The 21167-nt window shown below is 65.2% G+C and carries 16 protein-coding genes; 9 read left to right on the top strand and 7 right to left on the bottom strand.

Features of this window, described 5'->3' with window-relative positions:
• The 6 genes from tssM (at position 1) to AWB81_RS22140 (ending at position 9767) form a co-directional block, all read left to right on the top strand.
• Entirely contained in the window at positions 1-3627 is a 3627-nt protein-coding gene (gene tssM / locus AWB81_RS22165; protein ID WP_062638702.1) for a type VI secretion system membrane subunit TssM, read from the top strand.
• Positions 3624-4376 carry a type VI secretion system-associated protein TagF gene (gene tagF, locus AWB81_RS22160; protein WP_062638701.1) on the top strand — a complete coding sequence of 251 codons (753 nt, stop codon included), beginning with the start codon at positions 3624-3626 and terminating at the stop codon, positions 4374-4376. Before tssM ends, tagF begins: the two co-directional genes overlap by 4 nt.
• Positions 4373-6292, top strand: coding sequence for a serine/threonine-protein kinase (locus AWB81_RS22155; RefSeq protein ID WP_062638700.1), 1920 nt, complete (start codon positions 4373-4375; stop codon positions 6290-6292). The genes tagF and AWB81_RS22155 overlap by 4 nt, the downstream gene beginning before the upstream one ends.
• An 81-nt stretch (positions 6293-6373) precedes the next feature.
• Positions 6374-8251 (top strand): murein transglycosylase A, encoded by a 1878-nt coding sequence (gene mltA, locus AWB81_RS22150; protein WP_062638699.1) that lies wholly within the window; start codon positions 6374-6376, stop codon positions 8249-8251.
• Between the two features lie 36 nt (positions 8252-8287).
• A complete protein-coding gene (locus tag AWB81_RS22145) occupies positions 8288-8995 on the top strand; it encodes a response regulator transcription factor (protein ID WP_062638698.1) in 708 nt (235 codons plus the stop codon).
• Between the two features lie 16 nt (positions 8996-9011).
• Positions 9012-9767, top strand: coding sequence for a hypothetical protein (locus AWB81_RS22140; RefSeq protein ID WP_062638697.1), 756 nt, complete (start codon positions 9012-9014; stop codon positions 9765-9767).
• A 24-nt stretch (positions 9768-9791) separates the two neighbouring features.
• Here the strand turns inward: AWB81_RS22140 and AWB81_RS22135 are convergent, their stop codons facing one another.
• Entirely contained in the window at positions 9792-11567 is a 1776-nt protein-coding gene (locus tag AWB81_RS22135) for an ATP-binding response regulator (protein WP_062638696.1), read from the bottom strand.
• 222 nt (positions 11568-11789) lie between these two features.
• Between AWB81_RS22135 and AWB81_RS22130 the strand changes: the two genes are divergently transcribed.
• The gene (locus AWB81_RS22130; RefSeq protein ID WP_062638695.1) at positions 11790-12566 is read left to right on the top strand and encodes a hypothetical protein; all 777 of its coding nucleotides are present in this window, start codon (positions 11790-11792) and stop codon (positions 12564-12566) included.
• A gap of 24 nt (positions 12567-12590) precedes the next feature.
• On the opposite strand, the gene AWB81_RS22125 is transcribed toward AWB81_RS22130, so the two are convergent.
• Entirely contained in the window at positions 12591-13421 is an 831-nt protein-coding gene (locus AWB81_RS22125) for a glycosyltransferase family protein (RefSeq protein WP_062638694.1), read from the bottom strand.
• 29 nt (positions 13422-13450) lie between these two features.
• Positions 13451-14095 carry a DsbA family oxidoreductase gene (locus AWB81_RS22120; RefSeq protein ID WP_062638693.1) on the bottom strand — a complete coding sequence of 215 codons (645 nt, stop codon included), beginning with the start codon at positions 14093-14095 and terminating at the stop codon, positions 13451-13453.
• A gap of 48 nt (positions 14096-14143) precedes the next feature.
• On the opposite strand from AWB81_RS22120, the gene AWB81_RS22115 reads away from it, so the two are divergent.
• Complete coding sequence (locus AWB81_RS22115) at positions 14144-14407, top strand: hypothetical protein (RefSeq protein ID WP_144444162.1); 264 nt, start codon at positions 14144-14146, stop codon at positions 14405-14407.
• 72 nt (positions 14408-14479) lie between these two features.
• On the opposite strand, the gene AWB81_RS22110 is transcribed toward AWB81_RS22115, so the two are convergent.
• From AWB81_RS22110 to AWB81_RS22095, 4 genes are all read right to left on the bottom strand, one after another.
• Positions 14480-15013, bottom strand: a complete 534-nt coding sequence (locus AWB81_RS22110) for a cytochrome b (protein ID WP_062638691.1) — start codon at positions 15011-15013, stop codon at positions 14480-14482.
• The gene (locus AWB81_RS22105; RefSeq protein WP_062638690.1) at positions 15013-16071 is read right to left on the bottom strand and encodes a catalase family peroxidase; all 1059 of its coding nucleotides are present in this window, start codon (positions 16069-16071) and stop codon (positions 15013-15015) included. The genes AWB81_RS22110 and AWB81_RS22105 overlap by 1 nt, the downstream gene beginning before the upstream one ends.
• A 96-nt stretch (positions 16072-16167) precedes the next feature.
• Positions 16168-17148, bottom strand: a complete 981-nt coding sequence (gene panS / locus AWB81_RS22100) for a ketopantoate/pantoate/pantothenate transporter PanS (protein ID WP_062638689.1) — start codon at positions 17146-17148, stop codon at positions 16168-16170.
• A gap of 194 nt (positions 17149-17342) precedes the next feature.
• On the bottom strand, positions 17343-18602 hold the full coding sequence (locus AWB81_RS22095; protein ID WP_062638718.1) for a multidrug effflux MFS transporter: 1260 nt from the start codon (positions 18600-18602) through the stop codon (positions 17343-17345).
• A 348-nt stretch (positions 18603-18950) separates the two neighbouring features.
• On the opposite strand from AWB81_RS22095, the gene AWB81_RS22090 reads away from it, so the two are divergent.
• Complete coding sequence (locus AWB81_RS22090; RefSeq protein WP_062638688.1) at positions 18951-21164, top strand: hybrid sensor histidine kinase/response regulator family protein; 2214 nt, start codon at positions 18951-18953, stop codon at positions 21162-21164.
• Positions 21165-21167 lie beyond the last annotated feature (3 nt).

Here is a 21167-nt window from a genome sequence, read left to right as displayed (position 1 = left end):
ATGAAGAAGCTCTTCTCGATCATTTTTCATCCGATCCTGCTGCTCGTCGTCGGACTGGTGCTCATCTCGGGCGCGATCTGGATCGCCGGACCGCTCGTGTCGTTCGCGCGCACCTATCCGCTCGAATCGCCCACGGCGCGATTCATCGCGATCGGCTGTGTCGCGCTGCTGGTGATCCTGCGCGGGCTATGGGCGGCGTGGCGCGCGCGCCGCACGCAAGCCGCGCTGTCGGCGGGGCTCGCCGCCCATCGCGACGTGCCGCGCGCCGCCGCTGCGCCGACAGCGGGCGAGGCGGAAGTCGCGACGCTCTCGAAGCGTTTCGACGAAGCGCTCGCCGTGCTGCGCGAGGCGCGCATCACCGCCTCCGGCAAGAAACCGGGCTGGCGCGACTGGGTCACGCTCTCGGGCAGGCAATACCTGTATCAACTGCCGTGGTACATGTTCATCGGCGCGCCGGGCGCGGGCAAGACCACGGCGCTGATTCACTCGGGCTTGCGCTTTCCGCTCGCCGAGCGCTTCGGCACCGACAAGATCCGCGGCGTCGGCGGCACGCGCAACTGCGACTGGTGGTTCACCGACGACGCCGTGCTGATCGACACCGCCGGCCGCTACACGACCCACGAAAGCGACCGCGATGCCGACCAGACCGCATGGCACGCCTTTCTCGCGCTGCTGAAGAAGACGCGTCCGCGTCAGCCGATCAACGGCGTGCTGATGACGCTCGCCGTGCCCGACCTCATCGCCGCGATGCCCGCGAACGTCGAGGAGATGGCCTCGACGCTGCGTGCGCGCATGCGCGAACTGATGCAGGCGTTCGGCACGCGCTTTCCTGTCTACGTGCTCGTCACGAAGACGGACCTGCTCGCGGGATTCACGGAGTTTTTCGCGGACATGTCGAAGGAAGAGCGCGCGCAGGTCTTCGGCTTCACCTTTCCGTACGACCCGAAGCGTCCGCTCGCGGAAGGTGAATTCGGCGCCCGCGTGGATGCTGAACTGGATGCGCTCGAAGCACGGCTCGTCGCGCGTCTGCCGGGACGGCTGAATGCCGAAAGCGGTCTCGCGCAGCGGGCGGCGATGATCGGCTTTCCACAGCAGTTCGCGGCGCTGAAGCCTGCGCTCGCCGACGCCTTGCGCGCGACTTTCGTGCAGTCGAAGCACGACGACATCCCGCTCGTACGGGGCGTCTACTTCACGAGCGGCACGCAGGAAGGCACGCCGATCGACCGGGTGATGGGTTCGCTCGCGCGTGCGTTCGGCATCGAGCGGGGCGTGCAGCCGCCGCGTCCTTCGAGCGGGCGCAGCTATTTCATCGAGCGGCTCCTGACTCATGTCGTGTTCGCCGAACAGGGCCTGGCCGGATCGAATCTCAAGTGGGCGCGCCGGCGGCATCTGTGGCGGCTCTCGGCCTACGCGGCCGTCGCGGCCGTGACCGCGTGCGTGCTCGCGCTCTGGGGCACGAGCTATCTGCGCAACCGCACCTACGTGGCGGGCGTCGATCAGGCGGCGCACACGGCGAAACAGGCAGTGGCCGGCACGTCGGCGGCCAGCACGAGTCTCGTCGCCTTGCTGCCACTGCTGTCGGCGGTGCGCCAGCTCGCCTCGACACCGCAAGTCGACGCCGCGCGTCCGCCGCTCTCCATGCAATGGGGCCTGTGGCAAGGCGCCAAGCTCGACGCCGCCGCCGGCGACGCCTACGAGCGGCTGCTGACCGACCTGTTCCTGCCGAAGCTCGCCGCGCGTATCGAAGAGCAGGCGCGCAGCGCGAACCCGGCGAACCCGGGCTACGCGTACGAAGCGCTCAAGGCGTATTTGATGCTCAACCAGCCCGATCATCAGGATCCCGACGCGCTCAAGACCTGGATCGTGACCGACTGGGACCGCTCGCTGCCGCGCGAAGTCGGCAACGAGCAGCGCGCCGCGCTCGCCGGTCATCTCGACGCGCTGCTGGCGCGTGGCGTCGTGCATCCCAATCTGCCGTTCGACGAACGCCTCGTCGCGCACCTGCGCGCGATGCTCGCCACCAGCACGCTCGCGCAGCGCGTGTACGGGCGGGTGAAGCAACAAGGCGTCGGCGCGGACTATCCGGAGTTCACCGTGGCGCACGCCGGCGGGCCGAACGCCTCGCTCGTGTTCGTGCGCGCGAGCGGCATGCCGCTCACGCGCGGCGTGACGGGGCTCTATTCGTTCGACGGCTATCACAAGGCATTCCTGAAAGCCGTCGACCAGGTTGCAGTGCAACTCGCCGCCGAGGAACCCTGGGTGCTCGGCATCCGCGACCAGAGCGGCCTGCCGCGCGGCGATCCGGCGGCGACCCAGCGCCTGACCGAGGACGTCCGGCTGCTCTACCTTCAAGACTACGCACGCATCTGGAACGACTTCCTGAACGACATCCGCATCGTCCACGCGGACAGCCTTGCCCAGTCGGCGCAGATCGCGCGCATCCTGTCGGCGCCCGATTCGCCGCTCGCCATGCTCGCGAAGGCGGCGTCGCGCGAAACCACGCTCGCCACCCGGCCGGAGAACGAAACGACTGTCGTGGACAAGGCCAACGACAAGATCAGCGCCGCGCGCGAGCAGTTGCTGAAGATCATCGGCGGGCCCGATCCCACGCAGATCGCGCAGGTGGCGCCGGGCACGCGGCTGGAAAGCATCGTCGACGACCGCTTCACCGGCTTGCGCGCGCTCGTCACGAGTCCGGGCGCGGGCCAGCCCGCGCCGATCACGCAGACGCTTGCGCTCATCAACGATGTCTACGCCAGCCTGAGCGCCACCGACGAGGCGCTGCAGCAGAAGACCGCGCCGCCGCCTTCGGATGCGCCCGCGAAGCTGCGCGCGCAGGCGGCGCGCCTGCCCGAGCCGATCCGCACCGCGCTGCTCGATCTCGGCAGCCAGGGCGCAGCGCAGACCCAGCAGGCGCGGCGTGTGAATATGTCGGCGGACCTGAAGGAATCGATTTCCTCGTTCTGCGATCGCGCGCTCAAAGGGCGCTATCCGTTCAATCCGAACTCCGGGCGCGACGTGCTGCCCGAGGACTTCGGCACGCTCTTCGCGCCGGGAGGCAAGTTCGACGATTTCTTCCAGAAGAACCTCGCGGCAGACGTCGATGTATCCGCGAAACCGTGGGCCTTCAGGAAATCCGATTCGTCAGCCATGCAGATCAGCCCCGCCGGGCTCGCGCAGTTCGAGCGGGCGGCGACCATCCGCGGCGTGTTCTTCCGCGCGGGCGGCAAGACGCCCGCACTCGCGCTGCAATTCAAGCCGCTCGAAATGGACCCGACGATCCTCTCCTTCACGCTCGACGTCGACGGTCAGGTGCTCACCTACGCGCACGGCCCGCAGATCGCCACGGCCATTCAGTGGCCCGGCACGCGCGGCTCCGGCCGCGTGAGCGTGCAACTCTCGCCGCCGCCCAGCAGCGGCGCGAGCAACCTCGTCTTCGAAGGCCCGTGGGCGCTCTTCCGCATGTTCGACCGGCTCGACATCCAGCCCACCGACCAGCCGGAGCGCTTTATCGCGACCTTCGATGTCGAAGGTCGCAAGGCGCGCTTCGAAGTGACGGCGAACAGCGTCGAGAATCCGTTCCGGCTCGCCGATCTGCGTGCGTTCTCCTGCCCGGAGCGTCTATGAACGACGCGCTCGGCAAGACCCTGACCGACGACGGCGAGACGATCGCCGGCTGGTACGGCAAGCTGCCGTCGCTCGGCGACTTCGCGGCACGGCGGCTGTCGGACGCGTTCGTCGCGCCGTGGGACGCGTGGCTCGCCGCGCGGGTCGCCGAAACGCAACTCGCGCTCGGCGCGGACTGGCTCCCGCTCTATCTCACGTGTCCGGTGTGGCGCTTCTTCGCGATGCCGGGCGCGATTGCGCCGACGCTCGCGGGATGCTGGACGGGGGTCGTGATGGCTTCGGTGGACCGGGTCGGGCGGCATTTTCCGCTCACGATCGCGGCGTCGCTGCCGTGCGCACCTGCGACGGGCAACGAGATCACCGAACTCTGGCAATGGCTTTCCGCCATCGAAGCCGTCGCGCTCGCCGCCCTCGACTTCGACCACGGCATCGAGCGCCTCGATGCTCAACTTGCCGCGCTGCCGGTGCCGCTGCCCGTGCCGGCTTGCCCCGGCGTGCGCGCCGCCGTGATGCAGGAACCGTGGGTGGTGCAGTCGCCCGCGACGCTCGCCAGCGCGCTCGCGCGCACGTTCGCACCGGTCTGGCAGACCGAGGTCTACGGGATGAGCATGTGGACGTCGGCCCAGGCCGCGCCCGACGACGCGCACGATCCGCAAGACCCGTCGCCGCGGCCGTTCACCATCTGGCCCGTGTACGGTCTGCCGGACACGGCGCTTTTCACCACCATGCTGCGGGACTTCGGATCATGAATGCGACCGGCGAGATACCGGGCGAAAGCGGGAACGGCAACAAGACCGAAAGCAACGCCGAAATCGACAAGACGGTGATCGTGAGCGGCGCGCGCGTGCCTGCCGCCGGCGCGCCCGGCGCATCGGGCGCGGCCGGCATGCCGAACGACCTCCCCTCGCACAACATACTGCCGCCCGGCACCCGGCTCGGCGAATTCGAGATCGTGGGGCTGATCGGCGAAGGCGGCTTCGGAATCGTCTACCTGGCGTTCGACACGTCGCTCGACCGGCACGTCGCGCTCAAGGAATACATGCCGTCGGCGCTCGCCTCGCGCGTGGGCGGCACGCAAGTAAAGGTCAAGTCCGAGCGCTACGAGAGCATGTTCCGCGCCGGGCTGAAAAGCTTCATCAATGACGAGGCGCGGCTGCTGGCGCGCTTCGATCACCAGTCGCTCGTGAAGGTCTATCGCTTCTGGGAAGCGAACGGCACCGCCTACATGGTGATGCCGTACTACAAGGGCGTGACGCTCAAGGATGCGCTCAAGGCGATGAAAAAGCCGCCCGACGAAGCGTGGCTGCGCGCGCTTCTCACGCCGCTCGTCGATGCGCTCGCCGTGCTGCACGCATCGAACTGCTTTCACCGCGATATCGCGCCCGACAACATCATCCTGCTCGAAGAAAGCCATCGCCCCGTGCTGCTCGACTTCGGCGCGGCGCGGCGCGTGATCGGTGACATGACGCAGGCGCTCACCGTGATCCTCAAGCCGGGCTATGCACCGATCGAGCAATACGCCGAAGTGCCGTCGCTCAGGCAGGGGCCGTGGACCGATCATTACGCGCTCGCCGCAGTCGTGTATTTCGCGATCACCGGGAAGACGCCGCCGCCGTCGGTCGGCCGCATGGTGAGCGACAGCTACCAGCCGCTCGCGAAGCTCGCTGCGGGCCGGTATTCGGAGCGCTTCCTGAAGGCGATCGATCACGCGCTCGCGGTGGCGCCGGCCAGCCGGCCGCAAACCGACCGGCAGTTCGCAGCCGAACTCGGCATCGCGCTCGATGACGCGCCGGTGCAACCTGCGGCAGGCGGCGCGAAAGAAACGACGGCGAGGCGGCTGCGCGCGCGCTGGGCGCTCGGCGCGGGATGCGTGCTGGCGGTTGCGGCGCTCGGCTTCCTGGTGCCGAAATTCCTCTCGCATCGGCCTCCCGTGGCTCAGGCCGGGCCAGCCGCGGACGGCGGGGTCATGCCGGCTCCGGCGGTCACCGCGCCGTCCGCGTCCGCGTCGCCTGGCACGGTTGCGTCACTGGCGTCACCCGCTCCGGCGTCACCCGCGCCGGCATCACCTGCCCCGGTGGAACTGGCGGCGAAGCCCGTCGAGGCGCCGCGCGAGCCGCCGCCGCCCGCTGCGCTGCCGCCCTTCACGCCCGCCGACGAATTCGCCCGCATCGTGTCGCTTGCGGACCCGTCGGTCGCCGTCAAGGTAGAGGTGCCCGTCGCGCGCGCCGTGGTCGACCGGGACCGGCTGCGCTTCTCGCTCCTCAGTAATCGCGACGGCTATGTCTACGTGTTCGTCGTCGATCCGGCGAACCAGTACTTCCAACTCTTTCCGAACGAACTCGACCGCGACAACCGCATCAGCCAGAAGAAGCGGCTTACGCTGCCGCGCCCCACCTGGCCGATGCAGGCGGGTGAGCCTGTCGGTGCGAATCATTTCGTCGCGATCGTATCGCTCGCGCCGCGCGATTTTTCCGCGCTCGGCATGACGCACGATGCCGTGTTCGCGAGTCTCTCGCCCGAGGCGCAGGCCGCGGCGACCGCACAGCGGACCCTCACCGCATCCCCGTTTGCAGGCGTGCCGGCGTGCGGCAGCCAGGCCCCGTCGTGTCCCGTCGCCTATGGCGCGGCGACGTTCAAAATCGAGGTCGTCCGTTCGTCTAGATAGCGAATGGTCATTCGGGCCCGAAGACGCGCATGGCATGGGCTCGATGGCGAATCAGCGGTTCTGCAGCAGGGCGAGGACACCATGGCATCACGAGCGAGCGGCGCCGCCGCGCAGTCGGGCAAGACGCCTGGCGTATCCTTTGCAGCCTGCCCCACGGTCACACTCTGCCCTTCAGGCGTGAAGATGCGCGCGACTGCGGCGCTGTTCGCGCTGGCGGCTGGCGCGTTCGCCGGCTGCGCAAGCACGCCGGCCCCGACCGTCCAGGCCACCGGAACCGCACCGTCCGTCGATGCGTCCGACGACGCACGCATCGTCAGCGCGACGGGTCCCGAAGCGGGCATCGCCAATCCGCTGCCCGCGAGCCCGACGGCCTCGCTGGCCGGCACCGCGACGCCTTTCGCCACGAAGAATGCGCTCTACACCCCCGTGCCTTTCTCCAGCGTGCCGGGCTGGACGACCGACAACGTCGTCGAATCCTGGGAAGCGTTCCGGCGCGGTTGCGGCGTGCTCGGCGGCAAGCCCGGCTGGGCGGCGCCGTGCGCGGCATCGCGCGGCATCGATCCGAACAACAGTGCTTCGGTACGCCGCTTTTTCGAAGACAACTTCACGGTCTACCAGATCCGCAACGTCGACAAGACGACCCGCGGCGTGCTGACCGGCTATTACGAGCCGATCCTCAAGGGCAGCCGCGAACGACGTGCACCGTATGTCTATCCGATCTATGGCGTGCCGCACGACATGCTGTTTCTCGACTCCCGCCGTCTTCCGCCCAACGCGCGCGGCACGCCGGTTCCGGCGCGCGTCGAAGGCCGCAACGTGATCCCCCTCGCGACCGTGCCGATGAGCGGCAAGACCTATACGCTCAGGCTCGGCGACAGCACGCCGGACATCCGCGACAAGAAACTGCGACTGCGCCGCTCCGGCAGCGAGATCGTGCCGTACTACGCGCGTGCGGAAATCGAGCGCGGGCGTCTCAATGCGCCGGTGCTGGCCTATGTGGAAGACCCGGCGATGCTCTATTCTATGCAGTTGCAGGGCGCCGGAAAGATACGCTTGCCAGATGGCTCGATCATGCGGCTCGCCTATGCGGAACAGAACGGCCTGGCTTTCAATCCACCCGTCGCCAGCGCGGGAAGCAAGGGCCGCAAGATTCTGGTGCGGGGCGTCGAGATCGATCTGGAAGAAGGCACCGTGACCACCCAGAACACGCAGGAAACCGCCAGCACGTCCACGCCCGACGACGCGCCGCAGTCTTCGCTGTTGCGCAGCGCGCAGGATACCGACCAGCCCGATGCCGCCTCGGCCATCGCGAGCGGCAACGCAGACTCGCCGCCCGACTCGCCGCTCTTGCGTGGCTTCAATCTCGCAAAGGGCGCCGCTCCCACCGTGCATCCGGCACGCGTGAGCCCGCCGTCGACGGCGGGAACCACGAACCCCGCCGCCATCCCGTCCCCTCGTGCGACGGACAAAGCCACCGCGCCGGCGCTCGCGAGCGCCCCGCCGCTCAGCTATACCTTCGCGTCGTCGGACCCTAGCTACGTGTTCTTCCGCGCCATTCCCGATTCGCCGACAGGTCCCATCGGCGCGCTGGGCGTGCCGCTTTCCGCCGGGCGTTCGGCCGCCATCGATCCGCGCACGACGCCGCTCGGCGCACCGGTCTTCATCAACGCGAACGAGGGGGCATCCGGCGCTTCGTCCGTCACGCGACTCCTGATGGCCCAGGACGCGGGCGGCGCGATTCGCGGCGCCGTGCGCGCCGACTATTTCTTCGGCACGGGACCGCAAGCCCAGCAACAGGCGAGCCGTATGAAGCAGCCCACGCAGATGTGGGTGCTGCTGCCGAAGGGACTCAGGATCTCCGCGAAGGAAACGGCGGTGCGCGTGCGAGGCGGCCCATCCGTGCCGACCGCCGATTGCGTCGTGAGCGACCCGGACCTGTGTGTCGACGACACCCAATGACCGCATGAGCGCCAGTCTCATTCTGAGGGAGAGATCATGAGGTTCCTCGTCGCCGACGACCACGAACTGATACGTCAGGCCGTCAAGTCGCTGTTGCGCAAGATCGATCCCGAAGCCCAGTTCGACGAGGCCGACAACTGGGACACGCTCGCCGCCGCCGCGCGTCCCGAAGCGAATCACGATCTTGCGATTGTCGACCTGCACATGTCGGGCATGGCGAGCGCTTCCTCGCTGACGGCGCTTCTGAAGGCAAATCCCGCGTTGCCGCTCGTCGTGCTGTCGGCGGAAGAGTCGGTCGACGAGATGCGCGCGGTGCTGGCCGCGGGCGCGCTCGGCTTCGTCCCGAAGCGCGAGCCGGCCAACGTGATGCTCAAGGCCATCGAACTCGTGCTCTCGGGCGGCGCATACGTGCCGATCGAAGCGCTGAGCCTGATCGGCGCTTCCCCCCCGAACCCGCTGCGACTTTCCGCCAGCGAGCGCCCGCGCCCCGTCACGAACATGCCGGCGGCTTCGCTCGCGCCTCATCATCTTCATCTGATGGAGAACCTGTCTCCACGCCAGCGCCAGATCATGCGGCTCGTGCATAGCGGCTGCACCAACAAGATGATCGCGCGGGAACTGCAAGTGGCCGAAGGTACGGTCAAGGTGCACCTCTCGGTGATCTTTCGCGCGCTGGGCGTGCACAACCGTTCGTCGGCGATCGCGATCATCAACGGCTGGCTTCAAGGCGGGCGGGCGCTGTGAGCGCAGCGAGCATCTCATGAACGCGCCCAATGTGCTGGTCTGCCTGCCGACACATCATGACGACGTGCACATCAACTTCGCGTTCTCGCTGATGGAAGCCGCACGCGCGCTGACCGATGCGAACTGCGGGTTCCAGACGATGCACGTCGGCTCGTCGCACATCATTCGGGCGCGCAACTTCTTCGCAAGCTATTTCGTCGCGCATCCCGAGTTCTCGCATCTGCTCTTTCTCGACACCGACATGCAGTTTCCCCCGCAGGCGGTCATGAAACTGCTTGCGGCAGACAAGTGCGTCGCGGGCGTCGCGTATCCGTACCGGCGCCTGGATCTGGATCAGCGCATCGACGAATCCGACCGGGGGCTTTCCATGCGCGAGTGGCTCGAAAAGCATGCCGATTACACGGTACGGCTGCGGACTTCGGAGGACGGCCGCGCGCGCGTGGTGGACGGCTTTGTCGAAGCGGAGCATGTGGGGACCGGCATCTTTCTCGCGCGGCGCGATGCGTTCGAAGTCGCGAAGCCGTTCACGCAACGGTACGCGCCGCCCGAGCAATACCGCGACGCGCTGCCCGCAGGCGAGTTCTATGGCTTTTTCGACACCATCGAAGAGCAAGGCCGCTATCTTTCAGAGGACCTCTCCTTCTGCCGGCGCGTGCGGCTCGGCGGCGCTTCGATCTGGGCACTCGTGGATCAGACCGTGGTGCACTACGGCGCGTCCGAAGTCGCGGGGCAATATCTGCGCGCACTGCGTCTGCGCGGCAACATCGCCTGAACCAGAGCGACGGCCGCGTGCGGTTCAGGCGGCTTCGTCCTGTCCGTGCGGCTGAAGCAGCGCGTCGAGCGTACGGCGCAGGCGCGCCGGGGTCACAGGCTTGCGCAGCACCGGCACGCCCTCTGCCGCGAGCGCCCTCAGTTCGGGCGACACCATGTCGCCGGTGATCATCACGCTCGCAAACCCGTTATGTCCGCGCCGACGCAACGCTTCGCGCACTTCCTTCAGTGCCTCGACACCCGTCTGGTGACGGTCGATCTGGTAGTCGCACAGCACGGCATCGGGAACGAAACCCTCTGAAATCGCGCGGACAGCGGCGAGTTCGTCGCGGCAACCGCGCACGATGCAACCCCAGCGCGCAAGCAAGGTGCCGAGTGCCTCGAGATTGCCGATATCGTCGTCGATGCACAGCACGCGGCGGCCTTCGATGAGCGCGCTCACCGAAAAAGGCGCGGCGAGGCTCGGCGTAACGAGGCCCGCGTCGCCCAACCCGACGGGCACCCGGATGGTCGTGCCGCGCCCGAGATCCGAGCGCAGCGTCGCTTCCTTGCCGAGCAGCCTGGTGAGGCGCCGCACCGTCGACAGACCGAGACCGTGACCCTGGCGAGCGGTCTGATGCGGCATCTGTACCTGGTAGAAGTCCTCGAAAACGAGTTCGTGTTCGTGCTGAGCGATACCGATGCCCGAATCGCGAACCTCGATACGACAGCGCTCGGGGTCGCCGCCGTGCCGCACACCGATCCAGATCGAGCCGCGCTCGGTGTAACGCACCGCGTTCGACACGAGGTTGGCGAGCACGCGTTCGAGCAGCACCGGGTCGGTGAACGCGACGAAAGCCGTCGGCGCGATGCGCAATGCCAGTCCTTTTGCGGCGGCGCTGGGCCGGAACTGCATTTCGATGCGCGCCAGCACTTCCGAGACGCGGAAATGCTGCGGAATCACTTGCGTCACGCCGCTTTCGATCCGCGCCAGATCGAGCACCTGATTGAAAAGCTGGTTCAATGCATCGACGTTGGAGATGATGTGTTGCGCGGTTTCATCGCGCTCTTGCGTGCTCGCGCCATGATCGGCCAGCGCGTGAGCGAGCAGTCCGATCGCATGAAGCGGCTGCCGCAGATCGTGACTCGCGGTTGCGAAAAAACGCGTTTTCGCCAGGCTCGCTTCCTCGATCACTGCCTTCTGCCGGGCGATGGTTTCGGCGAGTCGCTGTTGATCGACGCGGGCCCCGACGATGCCGCGAAAGAACTCGCGATATTGCGTCGCGAACCAGTAGATCACGACCATGAACACCACAAGCACCACGCTCAGCGCGAACCCGCCATCGACCGGCTGCACCAGATACAGCGCGGTCGCGGGCAGGAGCAGCGTCGGCACGGCGCTGCACAGGTTGAGCAGATTCATGCCGTTGGAGGCATAAGCGAGCGCAGCCAGCGTGACGAGCAGCACTGTATGCGCTGCAGCGAAACCGAATGATTCGGTTTGGAAAACGAACCAGATCGACAGGCCCGGCGCGCCATGAAGCACCGCGTTTCTCAGCGCATGCAGACCGATCCATTGGCGTGCGCTGAACAGGAGCGGCCGCCGGCGCCGCCACGCCCATAGCCCGATGGCGAAACAATTCGCAATCCCATAGAAAACCACACAAAGGGTCACGAGCCGACCCGCTTCGGGCCGTGCCAGATAGACGGCGCTCAGGAGCGCAATAGAACACCCGTGCGCGAAAAATGAGGCGGGGTCCCCTGCATAGAGCGCGCTTGCGAGATCGTCAGAGACCTCGCATTGCTCAAGATCGCCATGCATTCTGTCATCCCCTTTTTGCGTTGGAAAAATTCGGGTGACGTCAGGAAATGGGCGGACGTGTTGAACGAGGCGACGGCGTGGCCGTGGCGCGATTCGGCTGGTCCCCTGCTTGACTGGTTTACCCAAAAGTTTAGACGACGGCTATCACTAATTCCATATTGGTCGTTTGATAGGAGAAAACCATACTCATCACGTTGCCACCGATTTAGGGGGATTGACGACATGGAGACCCTGACAATAGACGCCGCCTCGACGACAGGCGCGCCCTCGAACCTCACCGACCTGTGGCGCCGCCGCACGCATCTGTCGCACGACGAAATGGTGTCGATCTATAACCTCGTGAAGGGCGCGTTGCGCACCTATCACCCGCCGGAGTTGCAATCGCTTCGCGAAGACAAGGAGGAACTGATCGCGCAGTTCATCTATTCGAAGGTGCTGCGCCTCGAACCGGGACATGGCGAATCGCATGCGAGCGAGCAAAGCGCGCCCTCGACCGGCTATGCGGTATGCGCGTACTTCAGGCGCTTCCTGATCGACTGCCTGCGAAGCGCGAGCTATCAGCGCGACGTGTCCATGGAACTGGACGGTATTGGGCAACAAGTGGACGAGCGCGCCCATGTCGTCGACGACCCGGTCGAATCCGTGTTGTCGCAATACGGACTCGACGAAGCCCGGGTGCGGCACCTTGCGCGCGGCTTCATCAGCGGACTGGACAGGTACGAACAGCTGGTTCTGGCGGGCACGCTCGGCTGGTGCTCGGGCGGCAAGGGCGGGCTATTCGGACTCGCGACGCAGCACCAGATTCCTTCGTACCACTATCGCGCGATGAAGCTCGGCGTCACGCTGAAGAAATCGGCTAGGAGCGAGGATTTCGCAAGCACCAAGATCGGACGCTGGATCGTAGGCACGCTCGGCATCGAGATCAGCCTGGACAACCAGACCGCGATCCTGCTCATACTGAACCTGCTTGCGGTCGAATCAAGCCAGAGCATGTCTTGATTCCGGATCGTCCGGTTCAAGCGTTCATGTCAAGGCCGCGCGCAGATAGTCAGCTGCGCTGCGCGATTGCATCTCCGCAAAGCCGTCGCGCGCAAGCCGCTCGCGTTCCGCGGGCGATGCGACGAGTTGCGCGGCACGTTCGGGCAATGCGTCGTAGTCGGCAAAGGCGATCGCATGCGCTAGCGGCGCTTCTTCCGCAGCGTCCGCGCAGCGCTCGCTCAGGACCGCGCAACCATTTGCCAGCAGATACGAAAGGCGCACGATCTCCAGCACGCCGCCTTCGCGGCCGTGTACGTTGAGCACAAGCTTGGTACGCGCGAGAAGGAGGTCGCGCGCACGTCCATAAACCCCGAACGCCGCGACGACACCGACGCCGGCGGCGCGCATTCCCTCGATGACGCGCTGACGCCGGGGGCAAAGCGCGCCGACGAACAGCACGTCGATATCGCGCGTCGTCGCGAAACGGATGCGTGTCAACTCCGGCACGTAGCCGATAGGCAGCACGCGCTCGACGCGTACGCCCAGATCGGCGAATGCGCGCGCGTTCGCTTCGCTGTAGTCCCACACGACATGGCGACGCATGATGTGAAGCAGCTCGGGCGTGATCCACGACGATCCCGTGTAGACCTGCTCGAGGTTGTAGAGAATCGCGTCGGGCGCAAGCAGCAGCCCGTAGTGAGGCAGCAGGTTCGATCCGAGCACGATGTGCCGCCGCGAATCGAGCCGTCCCTCGCGGGTCATCACACTGTCGAGCCCTAACGCCAGCAGCGCGTGATGAAGCGTCTCAGCCACTTCATGGAACGCGGCTGAATGCGTATAGCCAGGCGGAGAAACCACCGTGACGGCGAAGTTCATCGGCTTGATGCACGAGGAAATACGAGCGGCTAGTGCGCTTCGGCGAGGACCTGACGTATCGCTTGCTCAAATGCCTCGACCGGTTGTCCGCCGCTCACCAGATGGCTCCGGTTGAAGATGATTGCGGGAACCGAAGTAATCCCCATCGCCTGAATTTCGCCCTCCTGCGCACGAACTTCTTCGGCGTAGGCGCCGCTTTGGAGTACGGCGCGCGCTTTGGCTGCATCGAGTCCGACCGAGCGCGCGGTCTCGACGAGGACTTCCTGATTGCTCGGGTCTTGGCCTTCGCCGTGATAAGCGCGCAGCAACGCCAGCTTGAGCGGCACTTGCTTGCCCTCGATGGCCGCCCAATGCAACAGGCGATGCGCATCGAACGTGTTATAGACATGCGTGCGCGGGCCGAAGGAAAAGCCGACGCTCGCGCCGCGTGCGCGAATCATGCGCTGCGTTTCGGCGATCTCCTCGGGCGTGCGGCCGTACTTCCTGCCGAGATAGTCGGTGATGGCTTCGCCCTCGGGACGCATCTGCGGATTCAGTTCGAACGGATGGACGACGATCTCGGCATCGACCACATCGGCAAGGCGTGACAATGCCAGCTGAAGCGACGACAGCCCGATTGCACACCAGGGACAGGCGATGTCGGAGATGAAGTCGATATGGAGCGCTTGAGTCATGAGTGTCCTGCGAGAAGGGAATGAATCAGTCGCGCAGGTTAGCGCGAAATGACGAGATCTGCCGAGCCGAGCGTTTGCCCTGTGGACGTCACGGCGTTCGATCTAGTGACACCGGGAGAAATCGGCTTTATCGCGCCCGACGGCACGCGTCCGCCCCATTACGGCGATCAGCTTGCGCGCCGCACGGACTTAGGTTGCAAGCCGCTCTGGCGCGAAGACAGGGATGCCGCCCGGCACGCGCGGCAGATCACGAAGATGCAGTTGCTGCGCAGGCCCGCGTCGCCGCGTGCGCCACAAGCGAGGTGCTTTTGACGCTCGCCAAGGCTGGATGAACGCGAGCTGCGCGGATGCAGTGGTCTGGGACCTGACCTCCTGACCAGACCCTCACCGCCACGGCGCCATCGCCTGAAACACGCCATCCCGCCTGACGAGCGCGTGAAACAGCGCCGCAGCCAGATGCACGACGATCAGCGCGAAGAAACACAGCGCGAGGAACCGGTGCGCATTCCACAGCATCGTATGCAGCTCGTTGCTGTGCGGCAGTACCGAAGGCAGTCGCACGCCGAACACCACCACCGGATAATCCGCCGCCGACAGCATGCCGTACCCCAGCAACGGTAGCGCGATCATCAGCGCATAGAAAGCGAGATGCGACAGATAGGCAGCAAGCTTCATCGGCGCGGGCATGTCCGCGGGCAGCGGCGGCGCGCCGCGCACGAGCCGCACGACCACGCGAATCAGCGCGAGCACGAGTATCACGACGCCCAAAGGCTTGTGGATCGACACCAGCTTCAGATAGTCGGGCTTGACCGTGGACACCATGCCCACACCGATGAAAAGCATCGCCAGGATGCAGATCGCCATGATCCAGTGCAAGGCGCGCTGAAGCGGCGAGAACCGCGTGTGGATCGGGTTCATCACTTGGCTCCTTGCGCCGCGGTGTGCGGATAGTCCTTGTCCTCGGCGGCCCTGCGGTTGAACGAGACCGAGTAGGCGGCTGAGCGCGCGGCGGGAAACGGGTCGTCGGAGACGCGCATGCCCGGCGGCAGGACAGTCGGATCGAAATTGAGATCGCGGCACGGCCCGTCGGGCTCGGCTTCGATGGCTTTCACCACCAGCATGCCCGCCTCGACGGTGCGGCGATCGTCGCCCCATGCCTTGCTCGGATCGGCAGTCGGATCGCCCGGATTCGCGACCGTGACGACCATCGACCAGCGCTGCGGCGCGCTGCCGACTCGCTGCGCGATGTCCGCATCGAGAAAATCGGCGCCCCGCTTCTTCAGGTCGTCAGCGGACAGGTTCTCGGGCTTGACCGCGGGCACGAACGACCAGCGCACGGTCTCGTCCTTCCCCTCGGCATTGGTGAAGATGAAGCTGTTCAGGCTGTTGTAGCGCTCCTCCGCATAGGACGCAGTCCACGGCGCGCTGCCCGCCCATTTGCCGAACGCACCGATCTCCGGGTGAGCGGCGGCGAAGTTCTTCATCGCGTTCGGATCGTCCTTGCGGGCAAGCGCGCGCTGCAACTCGAAGAACGCCTGCGGTGTGGCGACGGGAAAAAAGGGCACATCGATCATCGCGGAACGCCACTCGCTGCCGTCCGGCATAAGGATGCGCAAGCTGAGGCCGCGCACTCGCGCCATGGCGTCCGACGCCTTCGCGTCCGGCGTGGCGAGGTTGAAGCGCCCCGTGACCGGATAGGTGCCGGCCGCGAACATGCGCGCCTTGGACAGTTGCGCGGCCGCTCCGTTGGATTCGAACTCGCCGGTGAAGCAGATGCCCTTGGCATGGTTCCGGCGAAAGCCCAGCGCCGGCCCGCCGGGCGGCGCCAGGCTGTCGACGATCTTCGCGGGTGTCAGTCGTCCCGGTGAAAGCCAGCCTGCCGTGTACGCGAAGGCCGCGACCAGCGCGGCTACGACCACGGCGATGACCATCAGCGAACGGACGTGGGATGCGGGGGAATCGGGTCTGCCGGCCATCGCACTCTCTCGGTCAACGATTTTGCTGAGGGCTAATCTATCAGCACGGCGCGAATCGTGCAGCGATGCGCGAAGCCGCGACTGCCCGCACCGCACTCAACCCGAGCGTCCCGCCACGCTCGCCCCGGCTGCCCTCGCCCCTTCTTCCTGCGTCGATCCTTTCGCCGGCCGGCCCGCCCAATAGCCCGCAAGCATCGACCCCGAAAGGTTGTGCCACACGGAAAACAGCGCACCGGGCAATGCGGCGATCGGCGTGAAATACAGCTTGCCCAGCGTCGCGGCGAGCCCCGAGTTCTGCATTCCGACTTCGATGGCAAGCGTACGGCAGACGGCTTCGTCGAAACCGAGCAGACGGCCGCCCCAGTAACCGCCGAGCAAGCCGATGCCGTTGTGCAGCACCACCCCGAACGCAACGACGAGCCCGACCGACGCGATGCTCTTCTGCGTCCCGCCGACCACCGCGGCGATGATCAGCAGAATCGATACCATCGACACGAGCGGCAGCAGCCACTCGATCTTGCGCACCAGCTTGCCGAACAGATGGTTCACGACGAGCCCCAGCACGATCGGCAGCGCGACGATCTGCAGGATGCTCATCAGCATGCCGTGCACATCGACCGCGATCGAGGCATCGACGTAAAGACGCGTGAGCAGCGGCGTCGCGAACACGCCGACCAGCGTCGACAAGGCGCTGATCGTGACCGAGAGCGCCACATCGCCGCGCGCCAGATAGATCATGACGTTCGACGCCGTGCCGCTCGCGACGCTGCCGACCAGCACCATGCCCGCCGTCAGGTCGGGCGGCATGCGCAGCGCCTTCGCGATCACCCACGCAGCGAGCGGCATCACGAGGTAATGCAGGACGATTCCCGCAATGACCGGAGCAGGACGCGTGAAGACGCGCCGGAAATCGGCGACGGAGAGCGTCACGCCCATCGAGAGCATGATGATCGTGAGGAGCGTCGTCACGTGCGGTGCGATGCCCGTTACGGATGAAGGCGAGTAGTAGGCAGCCGTGGAAACCAGCACGGCCCAAAGCGGAAAGAAACGAGTGAGACGGGTGATGCGGGCAAGCATGAAAGCAATCCTCGAATGTCGTGGCGTGTCGTGTTCAAGACCGGAGCTTGCCTTCGTGAGGCGGATGCCCGTTTCCCAACGCCAATCGCACGGGTCACGCGCGACGCGGCCGGAAAGCAGGCGGGCGCAGCATTTTACCGGTCCCGACAGCCGATTTCTGGATTTGCTTAAATCGCAGTGTCAGGCGAGCGAGCTCACGCCACTTCCGCGCTGCGCCGCCCCGCGTCTGCCTGCATCTGTGCCAGATGCCGCAACAGCTTCGTCACCATCCACACGACAGTGAACGCAAGAATCACGAAGAAGCCCGCAAGCGGCGTCAGCACCTGCACGGACACGAAGCCCGCCAGGCCCATCATCAGCGACGAGACGAGCAGCAACGCGCATCCGAGAATCGCGCTCGTCAGCCCCGCGATATGCGGAAACAGCGAATTTCCCTTGGCCATCAGCGTCGGATACATCGCGCCTGCGCAGAAACCCATCACGAGTACGGGCGTCGCGAGCGTCCAGACGCGCAGGCCGACCGTCAGCGCAAGCACGAGCATCACGATGGAAGCGCCCGCCATCACGCGCGAGCAGATCAGCAGCCGCTCTTCCGCGGTCGGCAAACGCGGTCCCTGCACGCGATTGGACAGTCCGCCGAGGAAATACATCATCCCGATGCCGAGCGCGAGGTAGCCGAAATAGGTCGGCGGCTTGTGCAGCGTGTTCTGCACCATGAACGGCCCGATGATGTTGAACACCAGCAAGATGCTGTAGCACAGGCCCTGCGCGAGAAAACAGCTTTGAAATACCGGGCTCGACAGCACTTTGCCGGCGTTGGCGATCAGCGTGCGCGGTTCGAGATGCACGGGTCGCGGCAAGGTTTCTCGATAACGCCAGACGAGCGCCCACATCGCGAGCGAATAGACGAGCAGGAAGACGAGGCACGCCTGCCAGCCGAACCACGTCTGCAGATGCGCGCCGATCACGGGCGCGATGATCGGCGCGAGTCCCCATGCGATCGACATGTAGGTAAACGCATGCAAGAGCGCCAGCCCCTTGAACGAATCGGTGATGATCGCCTTCGCAAGCAGGTTCGTCGCAGCGATGCCGAAGCCCTGCAGACCGCGCGCGAGGAGAAATGTCTCCAGGTTCGGCGCGGCGAGCGACAGCAGACACCCGATCGTGAAGATCACCAGCCCGAATGCCAGCACGGGCTTTCTGCCATATGCATCGGCGATAGGCCCGAAGACGAGCTGGCCGAGCGCATAAGCCGCCATATAACCCGACACGCTCGATTGAATCGCCTGGGGCGAAGTCTCGAAGAAACGCGCCATCGCGGGAAGCGCGGGCACGTAGATGTCGATGGCGAGTTGCCCGGCGGAGGCGAAAAGGCAGACCAGAAACAGCAGGAAACGCTGCGAATTTGCGGGGCGCGCAGGTGTGGGCTGGCGGCGGGGAATATCGTTGTTCATGAAAGGGTCGAGGGACGGATTACCGCGACGCTGCGCATCTGCGGCGTCTTCGGCGCGTATTGTGCCTGTCGTCAGGCTCGCTCGCTCGGGCGCGTCGCGGTTTACCCGTTCGCAGCGGAACTGCACGGCCATCCGGATTGCGGAAGATTCCTTTCCACGGATTCGAGCGGGAAAATCCGGCAAAATGCACGACGACGAAAAAAAACACGTATAAATGTAAACCCGAGGATCAATCCGATTTGATTTCACGAAGTGAAAGAGATTATCTCGGCATATTGCATTCTGAACATCGTTTGACGCTCCGGGGCTAACTGAATATGCTTCGCCTTTCGCAGAAGCACGTCTCCTATGATTACAAATCCGGAATCGTCCGCTCTAGATGTTTCGGCGCTCGAAATCCCAGTGCCACCGCGCGATTTCGGCGCGACGCGTCGAATGTTGATGGCTGCGCTGGTGGCATCGATTGTTACGCCCCTGCTTTTCCTGGTGACTTACGGCTACTTCGGTTATCAGACGCGAGTAGCCGATTCGTCCGAGGTAATAGATCGCCTGGCAAGAGTTGCCGAAGAGCAAGCGGTCAAGATTCTGGACGTGAATCAGGAGATGTCGCTGCGCGTCATGTCCATCCTGGGGACGGACGGCGATGCGCAGATTCGTGCGCGGCAACAACAGCTTCATCATTTCCTGAAGGAAACTGCTGAGCGCTTGCCTCCCGTGGCGTCGATCGCGATATTCGGCAAAAAAGGCGATCTGCTCGTGAGCAGCGGCACCTACCCGGTCGGGCTGTTATCGATAGGCGACCATGCCGAGTTTCGGTCCGCACAGGGCCCCGATGTCGTCGCAACCGAGGTTTCGCTGCCGGAGCGCGCCCCGGACACGGGTGTCGACGTGTTCAACACGAGCACGCCACGCTACGACTCGAACGGTCGCTTTCTCGGCGTCATCTATATTTCCCTGCGCCGGGATGCCTTTCTGTCCTTCTATGAACAGCTCACGTCGCACGATCGCGCGCTGACACTCGGACTATTCAGGAAAGACGGCGCGATTCTGGCCCGCTCGCCTTCCCCCAAGGCCCGCAGAGCGCCGACGAACAATCAACCGCTCGTCGACGCCATTCGCGTGAGAAGCCGTGACGGCCGCATAAGGATCAACTCGACGCTCGATGGCGTCGAAAAGCTTCTGGTCTACCGTAAAGTCGGCGCTTACCCTCTCTACGTGACTTCCGGCATTCCGGTCTCGGTCGTCACTTATCGATGGATAAAACATGACGGGCTCATTGCCGTCGCTACCTTGCTTCCCTGCTGCGGTATCTGGCTACTGGTGCTCTTCAGCTTGCGCCGGCTCAAAGCGGAGCGAATCGCCTGGGAAAGATGGAGGGCCGAGTTCGGGATGCGAATATCGGCGGAGGCGACCGGCCGGCAAATGAAGCGAATGAGCGCGCTTGGTAACCTCGTTGCGAACGTCGCGCATGACTTCAACAATCTCCTCATGGTCGTCAAGGCCAATATGGAGCTCGCGCGACGCAAGGGCTTCAACGGATTGGAAAAGGAAGTGATGGCCGTCGAGCGAGCGTCTGCTGGAGCAGAAGTGCTGGCCCGTAGGCTGCTGAGCGTTGCCCGCAAACAGCCGTTGCGACAGGAGGAGATCAACCTGCATCGCTGGCTCGAAGAAGATGCCTCGCTGATCCGGACGTCTCTCGGCGACCGTGTCAGCCTGAGCATCTCGTCATTCGCGGAAATATGGCCAATCCACGTGGACGCCAGCGAGTTGCAATCGGCCTTGATCAACCTCGCTGTCAATGCCAAGGACGCCATGCCCGACGGCGGCGAATTCGTCATTCGCGGGGAGAACATCGAGGTCCCGCATGCATCGGGCGGCCTCAAGCCCGGTGAATATGTCGTCATCGCCTGCTCGGATACGGGCGTCGGCATGACCCGTTCCGTCGCGCAGCGCGCTTTCGAGCCGCTATTCACGACGAAGACCGCGAGCGCCGGCACGGGGCTTGGTCTTGCACAGGTCTTCGCGATGTGCGAACAGGCAGGCGGTACCGCGCGGATCGAAAGCGTCGTCGGCGAAGGCACCACGATTCGCCTCTGTCTTCCAAGACGGGCCGCACAGGCTGAAACCGCAACGAATTCGCCTATCGCGTCGCCGGTTCCTGCGAAAATGTCGGGAAAAGGCTCGATCCTGCTTGTCGAGGACAATGAGGAAGTCGCCGCGGGGCTGGCGGCCGTGCTGGAGGTATTCGGCTGGAAGGCACAGCATGAACTGACGGGCGATGCCGCTCTCAGGCTGCTGGACGACGGGAAGACCTTCGACCTCATCCTCTCGGACATCCAGATGCCAGGCGTGAACAATGGCATCGACGTGGCGGAGAAAGTCCGGCGCAGGTGGCCCCGGCAAGCCGTCGCCCTCATGACCGGCTACGCGGATGAACTCGAAAGAGCGAAGCACGCGGGCGTCGCCATCCTGTCCAAGCCGTTCAACATCGATGACCTGCAGGCGTTGCTGCAGAGCGTACATGTCGCGACTTCGGCCGTGGCCGGGTCGAGCAACGCCTGACTC

The sequence above is a fragment of the Caballeronia arationis genome (assembly GCF_001544975.2).
GTDB classification, from domain to species: Bacteria; Pseudomonadota; Gammaproteobacteria; order Burkholderiales; family Burkholderiaceae; genus Caballeronia; species Caballeronia arationis.
Note: the sequence above shows the minus strand (reverse complement) of the source record. Positions and strands in the feature narration are given on the sequence as shown.